General features: G+C 70.1%; 19 protein-coding genes. 13 read left to right on the top strand and 6 right to left on the bottom strand.

Going from position 1 to position 17,947, the window contains the following annotated elements; all coding sequences use genetic code 11:
- Positions 1–253 precede the first annotated feature (253 nt).
- On the top strand, positions 254–1,990 hold the full coding sequence (locus tag AB0M83_RS06900; RefSeq protein ID WP_364513587.1) for a BCCT family transporter: 1,737 nt from the start codon (positions 254–256) through the stop codon (positions 1,988–1,990).
- Between the two features lie 60 nt (positions 1,991–2,050).
- Here AB0M83_RS06900 and AB0M83_RS06895 read toward each other — a convergent pair whose 3' ends face one another.
- Entirely contained in the window at positions 2,051–2,290 is a 240-nt protein-coding gene (locus tag AB0M83_RS06895; RefSeq protein WP_364513584.1) for a hypothetical protein, read from the bottom strand.
- Between the two features lie 81 nt (positions 2,291–2,371).
- On the bottom strand, positions 2,372–3,289 hold the full coding sequence (locus AB0M83_RS06890) for an NADP-dependent oxidoreductase (protein ID WP_364513581.1): 918 nt from the start codon (positions 3,287–3,289) through the stop codon (positions 2,372–2,374).
- A gap of 123 nt (positions 3,290–3,412) precedes the next feature.
- Here AB0M83_RS06890 and AB0M83_RS06885 point away from each other — a divergent pair, with 123 nt between their 5' ends.
- The 3 genes from AB0M83_RS06885 (at position 3,413) to AB0M83_RS06875 (ending at position 5,456) form a co-directional block, all read left to right on the top strand.
- Complete coding sequence (locus AB0M83_RS06885) at positions 3,413–4,066, top strand: TetR/AcrR family transcriptional regulator (RefSeq protein ID WP_364513578.1); 654 nt, start codon at positions 3,413–3,415, stop codon at positions 4,064–4,066.
- 107 nt (positions 4,067–4,173) lie between these two features.
- Entirely contained in the window at positions 4,174–4,734 is a 561-nt protein-coding gene (locus AB0M83_RS06880) for a helix-turn-helix domain-containing protein (protein WP_364513575.1), read from the top strand.
- Entirely contained in the window at positions 4,731–5,456 is a 726-nt protein-coding gene (locus tag AB0M83_RS06875) for an SDR family NAD(P)-dependent oxidoreductase (protein WP_364513572.1), read from the top strand. The genes AB0M83_RS06880 and AB0M83_RS06875 overlap by 4 nt, the downstream gene beginning before the upstream one ends.
- Positions 5,457–5,502: 46 nt before the next feature.
- On the opposite strand, the gene AB0M83_RS06870 is transcribed toward AB0M83_RS06875, so the two are convergent.
- On the bottom strand, positions 5,503–6,108 hold the full coding sequence (locus AB0M83_RS06870; protein ID WP_364513569.1) for a TetR/AcrR family transcriptional regulator C-terminal ligand-binding domain-containing protein: 606 nt from the start codon (positions 6,106–6,108) through the stop codon (positions 5,503–5,505).
- Positions 6,109–6,170: 62 nt separating this feature from the next.
- Here AB0M83_RS06870 and AB0M83_RS06865 point away from each other — a divergent pair, with 62 nt between their 5' ends.
- Positions 6,171–7,172, top strand: coding sequence for an amidohydrolase family protein (locus tag AB0M83_RS06865; protein WP_364513566.1), 1,002 nt, complete (start codon positions 6,171–6,173; stop codon positions 7,170–7,172).
- Between the two features lie 175 nt (positions 7,173–7,347).
- On the opposite strand, the gene AB0M83_RS06860 is transcribed toward AB0M83_RS06865, so the two are convergent.
- Entirely contained in the window at positions 7,348–8,280 is a 933-nt protein-coding gene (locus AB0M83_RS06860; protein ID WP_364513563.1) for a LysR family transcriptional regulator, read from the bottom strand.
- A 129-nt stretch (positions 8,281–8,409) separates the two neighbouring features.
- Between AB0M83_RS06860 and AB0M83_RS06855 the strand changes: the two genes are divergently transcribed.
- From AB0M83_RS06855 to AB0M83_RS06825, 7 genes are all read left to right on the top strand, one after another.
- Entirely contained in the window at positions 8,410–9,261 is an 852-nt protein-coding gene (locus AB0M83_RS06855; RefSeq protein WP_364513560.1) for a MaoC family dehydratase N-terminal domain-containing protein, read from the top strand.
- Positions 9,254–10,411 (top strand): acyl-CoA dehydrogenase family protein, encoded by a 1,158-nt coding sequence (locus AB0M83_RS06850; protein ID WP_364513557.1) that lies wholly within the window; start codon positions 9,254–9,256, stop codon positions 10,409–10,411. The genes AB0M83_RS06855 and AB0M83_RS06850 overlap by 8 nt, the downstream gene beginning before the upstream one ends.
- Entirely contained in the window at positions 10,408–11,550 is a 1,143-nt protein-coding gene (locus tag AB0M83_RS06845; RefSeq protein ID WP_364513554.1) for a CaiB/BaiF CoA-transferase family protein, read from the top strand. The genes AB0M83_RS06850 and AB0M83_RS06845 overlap by 4 nt, the downstream gene beginning before the upstream one ends.
- Positions 11,551–11,573: 23 nt before the next feature.
- Positions 11,574–12,377, top strand: a complete 804-nt coding sequence (locus AB0M83_RS06840; protein ID WP_364513551.1) for a CoA ester lyase — start codon at positions 11,574–11,576, stop codon at positions 12,375–12,377.
- Positions 12,378–12,476: 99 nt separating this feature from the next.
- Positions 12,477–12,884 carry a carboxymuconolactone decarboxylase family protein gene (locus AB0M83_RS06835; RefSeq protein ID WP_364513548.1) on the top strand — a complete coding sequence of 136 codons (408 nt, stop codon included), beginning with the start codon at positions 12,477–12,479 and terminating at the stop codon, positions 12,882–12,884.
- 30 nt (positions 12,885–12,914) lie between these two features.
- The gene (locus AB0M83_RS06830; protein ID WP_364513545.1) at positions 12,915–13,838 is read left to right on the top strand and encodes an NAD(P)-dependent oxidoreductase; all 924 of its coding nucleotides are present in this window, start codon (positions 12,915–12,917) and stop codon (positions 13,836–13,838) included.
- Positions 13,839–13,861: 23 nt separating this feature from the next.
- Positions 13,862–14,539, top strand: a complete 678-nt coding sequence (locus tag AB0M83_RS06825; protein WP_364513542.1) for a GntR family transcriptional regulator — start codon at positions 13,862–13,864, stop codon at positions 14,537–14,539.
- A 41-nt stretch (positions 14,540–14,580) separates the two neighbouring features.
- On the opposite strand, the gene AB0M83_RS06820 is transcribed toward AB0M83_RS06825, so the two are convergent.
- Positions 14,581–15,366, bottom strand: a complete 786-nt coding sequence (locus AB0M83_RS06820) for an alpha/beta hydrolase (RefSeq protein WP_364513539.1) — start codon at positions 15,364–15,366, stop codon at positions 14,581–14,583.
- 28 nt (positions 15,367–15,394) lie between these two features.
- A complete protein-coding gene (locus AB0M83_RS06815) occupies positions 15,395–16,483 on the bottom strand; it encodes an NADH:flavin oxidoreductase/NADH oxidase (RefSeq protein ID WP_364513536.1) in 1,089 nt (362 codons plus the stop codon).
- A gap of 115 nt (positions 16,484–16,598) precedes the next feature.
- Between AB0M83_RS06815 and AB0M83_RS06810 the strand changes: the two genes are divergently transcribed.
- Complete coding sequence (locus AB0M83_RS06810; protein WP_364513533.1) at positions 16,599–17,924, top strand: MFS transporter; 1,326 nt, start codon at positions 16,599–16,601, stop codon at positions 17,922–17,924.
- Positions 17,925–17,947 lie beyond the last annotated feature (23 nt).

Below are 17,947 nucleotides of genomic sequence, written 5' to 3'. Positions count from 1 at the left end.
TCCCCGCGAACTTCAGCCTGTGCACGTATGACGCACCCGAGGCCCCGAACTCACCGGTGCCGGGGAAACCGGCCGAGCCGAGCGGATCACCGCTCCGGCCCGCGTCCCCGCAGGTCAGCACCACGATCGCCGCTTCAAACCCGGATGTCCGCATTTTCTGCCGCGCACCCCGTTTCTGGTTAGGGTGCCGGGTAGGACAAACGGCTCAACTCGGGCGGAAGGAGATCGTGCGCCCCTGGCGCGCGCCTGAACCATGACTTCGCAGGACGGCAGGCAAGCGGAAGAAGAGGAGGTGACGTCCGCCGCGACGGACGTCGCCAACGCACCGGACACCACCGGTCCCGGGCACTCGCCCGACGAGCACGTTCCCCTCGACGTCGCGGCCGACCGCCCGGCCGCCACCGACCGCGTCGTGTTCGGGGTCGCGGCCGTGCTCGCGGTCGCCATCATCGGCTGGGGCGTCCTCTCCCCGGCGAGCCTCGCCAGTGTCGCCTCGACCGTGCTGAACAACGCCGTGATCCCGTACGGCGGCTGGGCCTTCGTGCTCACCGCCAGCGGGTTCGTCCTCTTCGCGGTGTGCCTGGCCATCAGCCGCTACGGCCGGATCCCGCTGGGGCAGGACAAGGAGCTGCCCGAGTTCCGGACGTCGTCGTGGATCGCGATGATGTTCAGTGCCGGGATGGGCATCGGGCTGATGTTCTTCGGTGTCTACGAACCGGTTTCGCACCTGGCCAGCCCGCCGCCGGGGACCGCGGCCCCGAACTCCGACGAAGCCGTCCACACCGCGATGGCGACCACGTTGTTCCACTGGACCGTGCACCCGTGGGCCATCTACGCGGTCGTCGGCCTCGCCATCGCCTACAGCACCTTCCGCAAGGGCCGGACCCAGCTGATCAGCTCGGTGTTCGCGCCGCTGCTCGGGAAGCGGCGCACCGAGGGGCCGCTGGGCAAGGCGATCGACGTCATGGCGATCTTCGCCACGCTGTTCGGTTCGGCCGCGTCGCTCGGCCTCGGCGCACTGCAGGTCGGCGGCGGCATGGGCGCCGTCGGCTGGATCGACGACCCGGGCAAGGGCCTGCTGGTGGCGATCATCGCGATCCTCACCGTCGCGTTCATCGCGTCGGCGGTTTCCGGGGTGGCCAAGGGCATCCAGTGGCTGTCCAACATCAACATGGTGCTCGCCGCGGTGCTCGCGGTGTTCGTGCTGGTGGTCGGGCCGACCGTGCTGATCCTCAACATCGTGCCCGGCGCGATCGGGGACTACTTCCGCGAGTTCGCCGAGATGTCCGGCCGCACCGGCATGACCGGCGGCGAGCAGATGCAGACGTGGCTCAGCGGCTGGACGGTCTTCTACTGGGCGTGGTGGATCTCGTGGACGCCGTTCGTCGGCATGTTCATCGCCCGCATCTCGCGCGGCCGCACCATCCGGCAGTTCATCTTCGGCGTCATCGCCATCCCGAGCATCGTGAGCCTGCTGTGGTTCGCGATCTTCGGCGGCGCGGCGATCAGCAGGCAGCGCGCCGGAACGGACATCGCGGGCGCGGGCAGCGCGCAGTCGGCGACGTTCGAGCTGCTGGAGACCCTGCCGTGGTTCGTGCCGATCGCGATACTGGTGATGCTGCTGGTGTCGATCTTCTTCGTCTCCGGCGCGGACGCCGCGTCGGTGGTGATGGGCACGCTGTCCCAGCGCGGCAGCGTGCACCCCAAGAAGAGCGTGGTGATCTTCTGGGGTGTGCTGATGGGCGCGGTCGCGGCGGTCATGCTGCTGGCCGGCGGCAACGAGGCGCTGACCGGCCTGCAGAACCTCACGATCCTGATCGCGGTGCCGTTCCTGTTCGTGATGGTCGGGCTGTGCCTGTCGGTCTGGAAGGACCTGCGCCACGACCCGCTGATGCAGCAGGAGGACGCGATGATGCGCTCGTTGAAGGAACTGCACGACGAACGCAACGCCGGCCGCCGTCGCCGCCTCGGCCACAAGCACCGTCCCTGACCGGCCCGGTGGCGGCCCCTTCACCCGGGCCGCCACCGGCCGACGGGGCGGACCACCCCCTCAGCCAGCCGGCTCCCCGCTCTTCACGTTCTTGATCTCGAGACGAGAGCCCGCATGCAGCCCTGAGTTCACGAAGCAGCTCAGGGCCAGCGCCCCCAGGACCATCGCCGCCCAGGCCGGCCAGCTGGCCGCGGTCGAGAAGAACAGGTAGATCTGCACGACGGCCGTGCCGGCGAAGATGAGGGCCAGCACCAGCCACCCGAACCGGCTCGGTGTGACGACGATTTCACGCTGTGGCATGGGCAGCTCCTCGCTCAGGAGCTGAGTCGCTCACCACCGCCCCGAGGTTACAGCCGGTGTGCGCTTTCGAACTGCCTACGTTCAGGGGCGCACGCGGATGACGGTCTTGCCTTTGCGTCGCTCGGCCGGGTTCAGCGCGGGGACAGCGTCATCGAGGGTCGCGATCGTTCCGATGTGCGTGCGAAGGCGCCCGTCCCGCACCCGGTCGACGATCTCCACCAGCTGACCCGGAACGGACTCGACGACGAAGTCGATCGCGAGGCCGTCGGCAGGGCGAGCCTCGACGGGCCCGACCACCGACACCAGCGTCCCACCGGGACGGATGATGCTCGCCGAGCGCCGCTGGACGGCACCGCCGATGACGTCGAAGACCAGGTCGACCCCGCCGATGCCGTCGAGATCGTCGTGGTCGAGGTCGAGGAACTCGTTCGCGCCGAAGTCGAGCGCCGCCTGGCGGTCCGCCGCTCGCCCGGTCCCGATGACGTAGGCGCCGAACTCCCGGGCGAGCTGCGTCACCACGGACCCGACCGCGCCGGCGGCGCCGTGGGCGAGGACAGTCTGCCCCGACCGGAGACGACCGTGCTGGACCAGGCCCTGCCACGCGGTCAGCCCGGAGATCGGCAGGCTCGCACCCACCGTGAAGTCGACGTTCCCCGGCAGCGGTGCGAGGTTGCGCGCCTCCACGGCCACGTACTCCGCCAGGGTTCCGTCGCGGTGCCAGTCGGTGATCCCGAAGACCCGCTGGTCCAGCGAAAGTCCTGTCGTGCCGTAGCCGAGGGAGGAGACCACGCCGGCGAACTCGTGGCCGATGATCGCCTGAGTCCGATCGTGTCCGGAGCGGTCCACCCACGTCGAGGGCCACTCCCACTCCGCGGGGACGAAGCCCGACGCATGGACTTCGACGACGACGTCGTTGATCCCCGGCGTCGGCTCGGGACGCTGCGCGAGCGTGATCCCGGCTGCTTCCGCGTTTTGGTCCGTCGCGACGAGTGCCTTCATGGGGTGCCTCCGCATGTCTCTCGGTCACGGCCCTGTGGCCATTTTGGGCTGGCTAGCCCACTTGCGGCAGTCAACACGGCGCAGACTGGGCTGTCAAGCCCACTTTGCGGTACTGTGCGAGGCATGGACGTCACATCGGAAGCCCGGGCACCGCAGAAGCTCACGGGCAAGGGGCAGGCGACCCGAGCCCGCATCCTCGAGCACGCCGCGGAGCTCATCTACGCCAAAGGCGTCCACGCGACGAACAACGAGCAGCTCCGCCGCGCCGCCGGCGTCAGCGGGTCGCAGCTCAACCACTACTTCCCGACCAAGGAAAGCCTCGTCCTGGCGGTCATCGAGTGGCAGGCCGAGCGTGTCCTGACGTTCCATCGCAGTGCACGGTTCGCCCACTTCGACAGCCTCGACTCGCTTCGGGAGTGGGCGGGCCACTACATCGCCTACGAGCGCTCCTACCAGGAAGGCTGCACCCTCGGCTCGCTCGCCGGCGAGATCATCAAGACCGACCTGGACGTTCGCACCGAACTCGCGAACGCGTTCGAGCAATGGAGGAACGTCTTCCGAGACGGCCTCGCACGGATGCAGGGCCTCGGCCGCATCAGCGCCGAGGCCGATCCCACCCGGCTGGCCCATCTCCTGCTCTCCGCCTTCCAGGGCGGCATGCTCCTCGCCCAGGTCGCCCGCGAGATCACCCCGGTGAAAGACGCTCTGCTGGCAGCCATCGACCACGTGGAGACGTTCGCGGTACTCCCCGCTGCCGGCGTCCCTGAAGATCGCTAGCCGCCAGCGCGAGCTCGCCGCGGCGGTGAACCGCTCAGCTGCCGCCCTTGACGCGGAATGAACGTTCATTCATGCTGGGAAGAAGCCGTCGTGATGGGATCCGAGCCATGGTCAAGATGACCGAGCAGCGCATGACCGGCCGCCGTGACGCGATCATCGCGGCCGCCCAGGAACTTTTCGCCCGCAACGGCTTCGCCGAGACCTCCATGGCCGACATCGTCCGGGCCTCCGGCGTCGCGACAGGTACGGTCTACCGCTACTTCGACAGCAAGGAAGCCATCGTCATGGCGGCGACCGAGCGGGTGATGGGCATCAGTCTCGTGGCACAGGATGCGCCGGCACTCACGCTGAGGGACGCGATCGGCGCGATGGTCGCCGCGGCCTCCGACGAGCACCGCGGCGGGCTGAGCAATCAGGTCTGGGCCAAGGCCGTGGGGGCACCGGCGCTCCAGGCGATGATCGCCGAGCGGCACGCCCGGGTGTGCGCGACGCTGGCCCGGTTGATCGAGGGGACCGTCTCGGGCGAGCCCGGCGCGGAAGCACTGCAGCGCGCCGAGGTCGTGCTCTGTGCCGTGAGCGGCCTGCAGCAACGCATGGCCGTCGGCTTGAAGGTGGACGTCGAAGGGTTCACGGCGGCACTGATTTCGTTGGCTGAGGAGAGCGAATGAGCACGATCGCCATCGTCGGCGCGGGTCCGCAACTGGGGCACGCGATCGGGCGCCGGTTCATCACCGAAGGGTTCGACGTGGCACTGATCGCGCGCACCCGGTCCACGCTCGACGGCGTCGCGGCGAGCCTGTCAGGTCACGGCTCCAAGGTCGAGGCATTCCCGGCGGACATCACCGATCGGCCCGCCCTGCGGACTGCCCTGGCCACCGCGGAGGAGCGGCTCGGCCCGATCGACGTGGTCGAGTACTCACCCGCGCCGACTCCGGCCGACCTGCGCGCGGCACCGATGGTGGGGGCCATCGACATCACCGTCGACTCCGTCCTGGCGCAGCTGGACCTCTACCTGCTCGGCGGCATCGCGACGATTCAGCAGGTCCTGCCCGGCCTGCTGCAGCGCCGCACCGGCACGATCCTGGTCACCAGTGGTGCGGGCTCCGGACCCATCATCGCCCCGCACGTGGCGAACATCCAGATCGCCACCGGCGGCCTGCGCAACTACGTGCTCAACCTGCACGCCGCGCTCGAAGGCACCGGGGTGTACGCCGCCCACGTAGCGATCGCGGCCTTCATCGGCCAGGGCGGCCCCGCCTCCCACCCGGACACGCTGGCGGATGCGTACTGGCAGCTCCACGTCGAGCGGAAACTGCCCGAGCTCGTTGTCCACGACCTGCCCGACGACTATCTGGAGCAGGGCGTGGCCGACAAGTTCCGGGCGGGCTGACGCGACCGCAGCCGGGGTCGTCCGCCCGGTCGCGGTCCTGAGCCCCTCAATCCGTACCGGACAAGGCACGCAGATTCGCCACCAGTGTGTCCGCGAAGGCTTCGTCCAGTACTCCCTCGGGTAGCAGCAGGCGCGCGTAACAGGCACCCCACAGCTGATCGACCAGCACCTCGACGTCCACCGACGCCGGCAGCTGCCCGCGTTCCTGGCCGGCGCGCAGCAGTTCCGCGGCTCCTTCGCGGCGGGGCCGGGTGTAGCTGCCGGAAATCTCGCCGGCCAGCGCCGGGTCGTGCTGGGCGGAGCCGAGCAGCCCGGCGACCATCGCGCCGAGGCGCGGCTCGGACAGGTCGGCCACGAACCCCCGCAGGTGGGTGCGCAGGTCGGTCCACAGGTCGCCGGTCGACTCGGGGCGCAGTGAGTCCGCGTAGGTGTCCTCGAACGCGGCGAGCGCCAGCGAGGCGGGCGAGCGGAACCACTTGTACAGCGTCATCCGGCTCACCCCGGCGCGGCGCGCCACCTTGTCGAAGGTGACCTCGGAGACGCCGTTCTCGACCAGCACGACCGCCGCCGTTTCGAGGATGCGGCGGCGCACCTCGGCCGACGGCGGACGGCCCCGTCCGCGTTTGGCCGGTTCGGTGTCGTTGCGCGCCATGGGGCGGAAGCCTAACATCGAATTAATGGACAACCTGTCCAATAATTCGACCAGGAGGCCCCGTGCGGATCATCACGCTGGAAGAGCACTTCTCCGACCCCGCCCTCACCGCCGCGAGCACCCCGGTGATGCGCGAACTGGGGCCCGGTTTCGTGCGTGCCTACTCGGCCGCCGAGGGCAATGCCACCGCCGCCACCGCGGCGCCGGCGGAACAACTCGAAGAACTCGGCGAAGCCCGGATCGCGGACATGGACCGGCACGGCATCACCATGCAGGTCCTTTCCGGACTGTGGGGGCAGCAGGCACCGGCCGACGTCGCACCCGAACTGGCCCGCCACGCCAACGACACCGCTGCCGCGGCGGTCGCCGCGTACCCCGGCCGGTTCGCCGCTTTCGCCACGCTCGGCACCGCCGCGCCCGAAGCCGCGGCCCGCGAGCTGGCCCGGTGCGTGTCCGAACTGGGGTTCGTCGGCACCCTGATCACCGGACGGACCGAAGGCGAATTCCTCGACGCCCCGCGGTTCGCCCCGGTGCTGGCCGCCGCGGCCCGGCTGCGAGCGCCGATCTACCTCCACCCCGGCCTCCCGCCGCGAGCGGTCACCGATGCCTCCTACGGTGGCCTCGATCCGGTGGTCACCGCACGCTTCCAGGCCGCCGCGTGGGGCTGGCACGTGGAAACCGCGACGCACTTCGTGCACCTCGTGCTGTCCGGGGTGTTCGACCGGCATCCGGAACTGCAGGTGATCCTCGGGCACTGGGGCGAGATGATCCCGTTCTCCCTGGACCGGCTCGACGACCAGCTGCCCACGCGGATCACCGGCCTGGACCGCTCCTTCGCCGAGTACTTCCGGGAGAACGCCCACATCACGCCGTCAGGCATGTTCAGTCAGGCACAGCTGCGGTTCTGCCTCGAGACGATCGGCGCGGACCGGATCCTCCATTCCGTCGACTACCCGTTCGTCGGCAACGACGGGGCGGCCGCGTTCCTCGCCGAATCCGGACTGTCCACCGAGGACCAGCACCGCATCGCGCACGGCAACGCGGAAAAACTGCTCGGCGTGTGACTGTCCACAGTGTCCCCATGGCCGTGGTTGTCCGTGACGAATGATCCGGCCAGGCCGATCTCGTAGCTACGGTTCTGCCGTTCGACCGTCCGGTGTGGATCCCGATGGGCTTTGCGCTCGGCCGGGGATCTCCGCGACGCCCCCTAGCCCGACGCCACGACGGCCACTCACGCGGTCAGCGGTCGAGCAGCTGTGCCGAGGGCCACGCGCCGTCCGCGACGGCCGCGCGGATGATCCGGGCCAGTTCCGTCGCGACCGCCTCGACGGCCGGCGGTGTCCGGCCGGTCCGCGGCAAGCCGAGGCCGATGGTCCGCGGAATCTCGGGGTTCCGCAGTGGAGCCGCGCTCAACGTTCCTTCGGCCAAGTCCGCCGCGACGCCGGAGGCAGGCAGGACGGTCCAGCCGCGTCCGGCCTTGACCAGGACCTTCTGCAGTTCCATGGAGTTCGCCTGCACGACCGTGTTGGGCTCGACTCCCGCGGACAGGCGGGCCTGGTCGAACAGGATCCGCAACCCGTGGCCGGGCACCGGGACGATGAACGGCCGCAGCAGCGCGTCGCCGACGTCGACCGGCTGGTCGGGACGCAGTCCGGCATCCGGCGGCCCCACCACCCACAACCGGTCCCGCAGCAGCGGGATGACGCGCACCGCGGGGGTGTCGTCGAGGTTGTACACCAGGGACAGATCGAGCTCTCCGGTGTCGAGCCATTCGCGCAGATGGCCGGAGTACGCCGTCGAGATGCGCAGATCGATCCGCGGGTACTTCTCCGCGACGACCGCGACCAACGGCGGGACCAGCAGGTCGATGGCGCCGCCCAGGATGCCGACGTGGGCGATGCCCGTCACGGCGCCGCGCACCGGGCTGATCTCGGCGCGGGCCCGCTCGAGCTCACCCAACGCCCGGCGTGCCCGTTCCACCAGCCTCGCGCCGGCTGCGGTCGGGCGCATGCCCTGCCGGGAGCGGTCGAACAGCGGTACGCCGAGTTCTTCTTCGAGGCCGAGGATCTGGCGCGTGACAGCGGACTGCACGAGGTGCAGGAGGTGCGCGGCCTTGGTGACGCTGCCCGTCTCCGCCACGGTCACGACCGCGGTCAGTTGCTTGAAATCCATCTTCCGTCCTCCCCATGTCGCCTCGGCATACGGTAATGAAATCTTGTCATTCGACTTCAGGCAACATGCTCGTTCAAGATGGATCCACCTGCGCGGCCGGCGCGAGCGTGGCGATGGAGGAACGTGACGATGACAGTGGAGACGAACTGGCAAGACTGGATCGGGACCACCCGTTCCAGCACGACTGTGCTCGACCCCGGACCGGCGAACGGGCTGGCGGTCACGCTCGACCGCGCGCCGCTGTTCGAAGCCGGTGACGCTCTTCCGCCCGCGTGGCACTGGCTGTACTTCCACGACACGGTTCGCGCGTCGCAGCTCGGCGCCGACGGGCACCCCGCGCTCGGTGTCACGATGCCGCCGGTGCCGTTGTCCCGGCGCATGTGGGCAGGCGGCGACCTCGCGTTCCACTCCCCCGTCCCGCTCGGCGCCACGGCGACGAAGATCTCGACCATCCGCGCGATCTCGGAGAAACAGGGCCGCACCGGCCCGCTGTACTTCGTCGACGTCGCCCACGAGATCAGGGTGGCCGGCCGGACGGCGATCACCGAGACGCAAACCATCGTGTACCGGGAACCGCCGGCCGGGCCGGCCGGGCACGAAGGGCCACCTGCGCCGGGCGACGCGGAATTCAGCGAGACCTGGCAGCTCGACAGCACCGCGCTCTTCCGGTATTCCGCGCTCACGTTCAACGGCCACCGCATCCACTACGACGCCGACTACTGCCGGGCCGTCGAGGGCTACCCGAACCCGGTGATCCACGGGCCGCTGCTGGCCACGTTGCTGCTGGACCTGACCGTCCGCCGGCACCGGCCCCCCGCCTCGTTCCGCTACCGTGCCCGCTCCCCGCTGTTCCTGCCGGAGGCGTTCACCGTCAACGGGCGGCGCGACGGGAAGACGACGTCACTCTGGGCCGCGTCCGCAGACGGCCGGCTCGCGATGGAAGCCGAAGCTCTCGACCGGAAGGACTCCTCCGATGCCTGAACTGACCGCGGACGAAGCCGAGCTCGTCGCTCTGGTGCGCACTTGGGTGGACCGGGAAGTCCGGCCCGTGGTGCGCGAGCTGGAGCACGCCAACACCTACCCTGAACGGCTCATCGAGCAGATGAAGGAGATGGGCGTCTACGGGCTGGCCATTCCCCAGCCCTGGGGCGAGGTCGCGGTCAGCACGTCCTGCTACGCCGCCGTGACCACCGAACTCGCCCGCGGCTGGATGAGCCTGGCCGGCGCGATGGGCGGCCACACCGTCGTCGCGAAACTGATCCTCGAGCACGGCACGCGCGAGCAGCAGGACCGTTACCTGCCGAAGATGGCGACCGGCGAGATCCGCGCCACCATGGCGCTCACCGAGCCGGGTGGCGGATCCGACTTGCAGGCCATCCGCACCACCGCGCGCGCCGACGGCGACGACTACGTCGTCAACGGCACCAAGACCTGGATCTCCAACGCCCGCCACTCCCAGCTGGTCGCCTTGTTGTGCCGCACCGACCCGGGTGCGCGCCCGGCCCACCGCGGCATCAGCATCCTGCTGGTCGAGAAGGGCCCGGGGTTCGAGGTTTCCCGCGATCTGCCCAAGCTCGGCTACAAGGGTGTCGAGGCCTGCGAGCTGTCCTTCGCCGACTTCCGGGTCCCCCGCGCCGCCCTGCTGGGCGGGCAGGAAGGCCGCGGCTTCGCCCAGATGATGCGGGGCCTGGAGATCGGGCGGATCCAGGTGGCCTGCCGCGCACTCGGCGTCGGTCAGGCCGCGCTCGACGACGCCCTCCGCTACGCGCAGGAGCGCGAGGCGTTCGGGAAACCGATCTGGGAGCACCAGTCGATCGGCAACTACCTCGCCGACATGGCCACCGAGCTGGAGGCCGCCCGCCAGCTCGCCTTCCACGCCGCCCGCACCTACGACTCCGGGCACCGTGCCGACCTGGAAGCGGGCATGGCCAAACTGTTCGCCTCCGAAACCGCGATGAAAATCGCCCTCAACGCGGTCCGGATCCACGGTGGCTACGGCTACTCCACCGAGTTCGACGTCGAACGCTACTTCCGCGACGCCCCCCTGATGATCGTCGGCGAAGGAACCAACGAGATCCAGCGCACCGTGATCGCCCGCCAGCTCATCCAGCGGAACAAGGTCATCTCGTGACCGCGCTGCCCCTCGACGGCGTCACCGTGGTCGCCCTGGAACAAGCCGTCGCCGCGCCGTTCGCCACCCGCCAGCTCGCCGACCTCGGTGCCCGGGTCATCAAGGTCGAACGCCCCGGCACGGGCGACTTCGCCCGCGCCTACGACCACACCGTCCACGGCGAGGCGAGCTACTTCGTGTGGCTCAACCGCGGCAAGGAAAGCATCGAGCTGGACCTCAAGAACCCCGCCGACCGCACCCTGCTGGGCCGCATGATCGACCACGCCGACGTGGTGGTGCAGAACCTCGTGCCCGGCGCGGTCGATCGGCTCGGTCTCGACGCCGACACGCTCCGCGCGACGCGCCCCGAGCTGATCTACTGCTCCATCTCCGGCTACGGCAGCGAAGGCCCGTACCGGGCGAAGAAGGCCTACGACCTGCTCGTGCAGTGCGAGACCGGCTTGGTGTCGGTGACCGGGACGCCGGACGAGCACGCCAAGGCCGGCGTCTCGATCGCCGACATCGCCACCGGGATGTACGCCTACAGCGGCATCCTGACCGCGCTGTACGAGCGAAGCCGCGGCGGCACCGGCAGCACCATCACCGTCGCGATGCTCGACGCGCTCGGCGAATGGATGATGCAGCCCGCCTACTACTCCGTCTACGGCCGGCGCGCGAACGTGCGCACCGGCGCGCGGCACGCGTCCATCGCGCCCTACGGCCCGTACCGCGCTGGCGACGGCTCGGCGGTCTTCCTCGGCGTCCAGAGCGACCGCGAATGGGCGACCCTCTGCGCCGAGGTGCTCCGGCAGCCCGGACTCGCCGTCGACCCGCGGTTCGTGACCAACACCGACCGCGTAACACACAACGATGCGATCACCCCGCTGATCGAGGCCGCGTTCACGCAGTTGACCGCCGACGAAGCCATGGCCTTGCTCGACGAAGCCGGCATCGCGTCGGCGCGAGTCCGGACGCCCGCGGAGTTCTTCGAGCATCCGCAGCTCACCGCCCGCGACCGCGGGCGGGAGATCAAGACCACCGGCGGCACCGTCCGGGCGCTCCTGCCGCCGGTGACGGTGCGCGGCCGCGAAGCCCGGATGGGCGCCGTCCCCGCACTCGGCGAACACACCGAAGCCCTGCGCGCCGAGTTCGGCGCCTGAACACACTGCAGAGGAGACCGGCGATGGCGGCACCTGCCCTCGAAGCGGCCCGGACGTTCCTGTTCGTCCCCGCGGACCGGCCTGACCGGTTCGGCAAAGCGGCCGCCGCCGGAGCCGACGTGGTGATCATCGATCTCGAAGACGCGGTCGCGCCGGAGAGCAAGGTCCACGCCCGAGCCGGGGTGACGCGGTGGCTGGCCGGCGGAGGACGCGCCGCGGTGCGGATCAACGGCCGGACCACGCCGTGGCACGACGACGACGTAGCCGCGGTCAGCACGGCGACGGCGGTGGTCGTCCCGAAAGCGGAGTCGGCGGAGGACGTCGCGGCCTGCCACGGCAACGGCGCCGTCGCGATCATCCCCATCATCGAAACCCCCCGCGGTTTGCTGGCCGCCGGTGAGATCTGCCGCGCCCCGGGCGTGGTCAGGGTCGCCTTCGGCAACGTCGACTTCGCCGCCGAGCTGGGCGTCGACCCGGCCTCCCACGCGGCACTGGCCGCCGCACGGTCGCAGCTCGTCCACGCCTCGGCGGCGGCGTGCTGCGCGCCGCCGATCGACGGCGTCACGACGGCTTTCGGCGACCCCGAGTCCCTGGCCCTCGACGCACGGCACGCCCGCGAGCTGGGGTTCGGCGCGAAGCTGCTCATCCACCCCGCACAGGTCAAGCGCACCGCCGAGATCTTCGCCCCGTCGGCGAAGGACGTCGCATGGGCGCGCGGCGTGCTGGCAGCTCCGAACTCGGGCGTCGGTGTCCACAACGGACAGATGATCGACGATCCGGTCCGGCGGCGTGCTCGGCGCCTCCTTGCCGCTGCCGAGCTCACCTGATCGACAGCTTGGCGGCGCGGAACGCTGCGCCCGGTCGCCCTTGGCCTGACTAACCGTAATACAGTATTATGGTTAGTGCACCGACAACCGGAGGGCCAGATGACCACCACTGAGCACGATCCGCAGACCTACATCGACGACATGGCGCGCAAACGGGGCTACGTCCTCGACTACCACAAGGTGATGGCCAAGCAGGACTTCGATGTGCTGCAGGCCGCCAACACGCTGGTCAGCGCCGCGTACCTCGACCAGCGCACGCTGGACCGCAAGACGAAGGAGCTCATCTTCATCGTCAGCCTCACGGTGATGCGGGCCACGAAGGGGCACATCCAGAGCCACATCAAGGTCGCCCTCGAACTCGGTGTCACGCCCCGCGAGATCCTCGAAGCGATCGAGATTTCTCTGCCCGAAGCGGGGATCGTCGCGTTCCAGACCGGTTTCGAGGCCTGGCGCGAGGTCGTCGGCGCGGACGGCCTCGAGCCGACCGTCGCCGCCTTCCAGGGCTGACCCGCCGGACATCCACGAAGGGAAGTGGTCATGGCAGCCGCCGTCACCTTCATCGGCCTGGGCACGATGGGACAGCCGATGGTCCGCAACCTCGCGCGATCCGTGCCGGTCGCGGTCCACGACGCCGACCGTGCCGCGCTCGACGCGGCCACCCGGAACGCGGGGGTGACGGCGTTGCCCGGCCTCCTCGACGGAGCCGAGGCCGACGTCGTGATCCTCATGCTGCCCGACAGCACCGTGGTCGAGCGGGTGCTCGGCGATCCCGGAAACCCGCGAAGCTTCGCCAGCCGGTTGAGGCCCGGCACGCTGGTGGTGGACATGGGATCGTCCGCGCCCCGTGCGACCCGGGAACTGGCCGGGCGACTGAAGAAGGGCGGCGTCGCGATGGTGGACGCCCCCGTTTCCGGCGGCCCGCGCAAGGCCGCGACGGCCGAACTGACGATCATGGCGGGCGGCTCCGCCGAAGACTGCGAACGGGTCCTGCCGATCCTGCGCGCGATGGGGACGTCCGTGACGCACGTCGGCCCCGTCGGGGCCGCGCACGCCCTGAAGGCGCTCAACAACCTCTTGTCGGCCATCGGCCTGGTCGGGGCGCTGGAGGTGCTCACCGCGGGCGCCAAGTTCGGCCTGGACCCACGGATCATGCTCGACGTCGTCAACCGGTCCACCGGCCGCAACCAGTCGACGGAGGTCAAGATCGGGCCCGAAGTGCTGGACGGGCGGTTCCAGGTCGGCTTCTCGCTTCGGCTGACCGTCAAGGACATCACCACCGCGCTGGACCTGTCGACCTCGCTCGGGCTGGCGCCGGAGGTGTCGCGGGCCTGTGTTCGGTTCTGCCGTGAAGCCCTCGCCGACCTGGGCGAGGGGAACCCGGACCAGTCCGAGATCGCCCGCTACCTGGCCAAGGTGACCGGCGTCGACCTGACGAGTCCTACTACAGTGATACCGTCTTAGACCGATGACGAGGAGGCGGCCGCGTGACCGGACAAAGAGTGCAGCGCGTGGCCGCTCCCTTGCGGGCGCAGGTCCTCGAAGCGCTCCGAAAGGACATCCTGGCCGCGGAGTTCAAGCCGGGTGAGCGGCTGGTCGAATCCCGGCTGTGCGCGCGGTACGAGGTTTCCCGCACCGTCGTCCGCGAAGTCCTGCGGCAGCTCGACTCCGAAGGCCTGGTGACCACGGTGCCCAACCGCGGGCCGGTCGTCACCGAGCTGACCACCAGCGACGCCGAAGCGCTGTTCGAGGTGCGCGGCGCGCTCGAAGGCCTGGCCGGAGCCCTGTTCGCCGAGCGAGCCACCACCGAACAGCGTGAGCTGATGGGCAAGGTCGTCCGGCGCTACGCCAGGACGCACCGCAAGGCGGATCTGGCCGAGCGGCTGGAGATGAAGGACGAGTTCTACGACGTCCTCATCGACGGCGCGGCGAACCCGATCATCGCTTCGACACTGCGCGGCATCCACGCCCGCGTGCAGCTGCTGCGTGGCCTGTCCATGCAGGCCGAAGGCCGCGGGCCGGAAACCGTCCGCGAGCTGACCGCCATCCACGACGCCGCGGCCGTCCGCGGTGACGCCGCCGCCGCTCGTGAGGCGTGCGAGGACCACGTCCGCAACGCCGCGGCCACCGCGCTGCGCGAACTCGCCGCACGGCAGTCCGGCTGAGCGGCCCCCGGCCGCCGAGGGACGACCGGGACCCGGGAGTCCTAAGCGGACATCTCGGTGGCCAGCAGCGCCGCCGTGGCTTCAGGCGATTCGACGTGGAAATGGTGGCTTCCCAGCTCGATCGTCTCGATCCGCACGCGATCGCCGTAGCGGTCGATGGCTTCCTGGGTGATGATCGCGCGCACGGCGAACACCACGATCGGCTGGGGCGTCTCGCGCAGCGCGGCGTCCATGTCCCAGCTCACCAGTCCTTCGAGGGCGGCCAAGCCCGCCGGCTGACGCACGGCGCTCATCTTCTCGATGTAGGCGTCCACCAGGGCGGGATCGGTGCCGGGCGGTGAGCCCGCCTCGACCATGCCCCGCATCGCCCCGGCGAAGTCCTCACGGAAGGGGTGCAGCAACGCCTCGGCCGCGTGTTCGTCCTGCGCGGGGAACAACGACAGGTAGTGCAGGGCATCGAGCGCCACTACGCGGGTGACCACCCCGGGCAGCAGCCTGCCGGTTTCGACCGCGACCGCCCCGCCCAGCGAATGCCCGACGACGACGCACGAACCGACCGACTCGGCTTCGAGGACGGCCGCCACGTCGCGGGCGAATTCCGCCATCGTCCAGACGTCGCGGGCAGACCGCGAGTCTCCGTGCTCGGCGAGGTCGACCGCCAGCACGCGGAGATGCCGCGGGAGGAAGCCGATGATCGCGTCGAAGTCGCGGCGGTCGCAGCCCCAGCCGTGGACGAGTGCCATGACCGGCCCGTCGGCCGGACCGGTGACCGTGTAGTGGATCGTCGTGCCGTCGGGGCGGACGACTTCGCGGTTCTCTTTGCTCACAATGGTTTCCTTGTCGTACGGGAGAGGGTCAGAGCGCGCGGTGGTAGCGGACGGGCCAGGCTTCCTTGTCGGCGGAGCGGCCGCGCAGAGCGAGGTACGGGTCACGCAGCAGGGGACGGCCCAGCAGCACGGCGTCGGCCTCCCCGTCGCCCACGATCCGGCTCGCCGCCGCCAGGCCGTCGATCTGCCCGACCGGAGCGACCGCGAGACCCGAGGCCTGCTTGAGCGTGGTCGCGAACCCGACGTTCACCCCGGCCCGTGCGGGCGGCCGGGCTTCGAGGTCACGCACGAGGACACCGGACGTGACGTCGAGGAGGTCGATGCCCGCGGCCGCCAGTTCCTTGGCGAACCCGGCGGCGTCCTCGACGGTGATACCGCCTTCGGCCCAGTCGGTCGCGGTGATGCGGACGAAGACCGGCTTGCCCTCCGGGAAGGCTTGCCGGACCGCCCGGGCCACGCGCAGCGGGAAGCGCATCCGGTTCCGCGGGCTCCCGCCGTACTCGTCAGTGCGGTGGTTGGCCAGCGGGGACAGGAACTGGTGCAGGAGATACCCGTGCGCGGCGTGGATCTCGACGGCCTGGTACCCGGCGAGGTGGGACATCCGGGTCGCCTGGGCGAAGGCGGCGACGACCTCGTCGAGGTCGGCCTGAGTCGCTTCGCGGGGCACGGCCAGGTCGCCGAACGGGATCGCCGACGGCCCGAACACGCCCCAACCGCCGTCGGGCACTCCGACCGGGCCGTTCTGCCCTTCGCCCTCCCAGGGCACCTGGTGTGATCCCTTCCGGCCCGCGGCCAGCAGCTGGATCGCGGGGACCGCGCCGTGTCCGGCGATGAACGACGTCAGGCGACGGTGGGCGACGGCCTGTTCTTCGGTCCAGATCCCGAGGTCCGCCGAGGTGGTCCGGTGCCGCGGGCCGACCGCCGTGGACTCGACCATGATCAGGCCCGCTCCCCCGACCGCGCGCTGGCCGTAGTGCACCAGGTGCCAGTCGGTCGGCAAACCGTCGGGTCCCGCGGCGTACTGGGCCATCGGGGACATCCACACGCGATTGGGGATCGAAACGTCCCGCAACCGCAACGGGTTCAGCTCCGGGCCGGGTGTTTCAGTGCTGGGCACAGCGAACTCACTTCCTCGCAACATCGTATGACCGTAGTACGGCCCGTTGACAGATGAGAATACCGTATTACGGTAATCCCATCGATCGGGCTGGCTTCGAACCTCAGGGAGAGCCGTGACTGCAGAACAGCACACCGTCGTGACCGGAAACCCTGGTGCCGCGGCACCTTCGGCCAAGATGACCGCCCAGCAGCGGAAGGCGGTGCTCGCCGGGGCGCTGGGCAACGCTGTCGAGTACGTGGACTGGGGGATCTACGCGTCCCTGGCGCCGGTCTTCGCGAACCAGTTCTTCCCGAAGGGCGATCCGGCCGCCGCGTTCCTGTCCACGCTCGCGATCTTCGCGGTGGGCTTCTTCGTCCGTCCGCTCGGCGGCCTCGTGCTCGGCGCCTACGCCGACCGGTTCGGCCGGAAGAAGGCCCTGACGCTGACCATCGGCCTGATGTCGGCCGGTGGTCTCGCCATCGCGGTGTGCCCGACCTACGAGCAGGCCGGCGTGTTGTCGCCCCTGGTCCTGCTGGCGGCCAGGCTGGTGCAGGCTTTCTCCGCCGGCGGCGAATGGCCGAGCTCGGTGTCGTACATCCTGGAGAACGCGGCTCCGGGGAGGCGGGCGTTCGCGGGATCCTTCCAGCAGGTGTCGACGGCCGGCGGGATCCTGCTCGCGTCGCTGTTCGCGCTCGCCGTGACCACCCTTCTGGACGATCGGCAGCTGCACTCTTTCGGCTGGCGGATCGCCTTCGCGGCCGCCGCCGCTCTGGGGTTGGTCGTCCTGTGGTTGCGGGTCCGCACCGAGGAAACGCGACACTTCCACGACGCGGCGGCGACCACCGCCCCGCCCCGGCCGGTCCGGACGCTGTTCGCCGGGCACAAGCTGAGCCTGCTTCGCGTCGTCGGGATCACCGTTCCCGGGACGATCATCTACTACCTGTGGATCACGGCCATGCCCGGCTACGTCGCCGTGACCACCGGCCTCGACCTCGATCAGGCCCTGCTCGCCAATTCGCTGTCCGTCGTCGCGTTCATGCTGCTGCTCCCCCTCGGAGGACTGCTGTCGGATCGGTTCGGGAGGCGTCCGACCTTCCTGGTCTTCCTGGTCGGGTTCGCGCTGTACGCGTGGCCTGCCTATCGCCTGCTCGACGGGGCAGGCTTCTGGACGCTGCTGCTCGTCGAGTTCGTCGGGGTGGTGCTGCTCGTCGGCAACTCGGCGAACGTGGCGGCGCTTTACGCCGAGTTGTTCCCGACCCGGGTGCGCACCACCGGGACCGGCTTGCCTTACGCGACAACGGTCGCGCTCTTCGGCGGCACGGCGCCGTACTTCACGACCTGGCTGACCGGCATCGGGCACCGCGACAAGATCTGGATCTACGTGGTCGCCGCGGCGGTCGTCGGCGTGGTCACGATCACGACGATGCCCGACAGCGCGAAGATGGACCGGCTCCCGTGATGACATACGAGACCTCCCCGGTG

It is taken from the genome of Amycolatopsis sp. NPDC051106, assembly GCF_040682775.1.
In the GTDB taxonomy this organism is placed as follows: Bacteria; Actinomycetota; Actinomycetes; order Mycobacteriales; family Pseudonocardiaceae; genus Amycolatopsis.
This window is presented reverse-complemented; position numbering and strand designations above follow the sequence as displayed.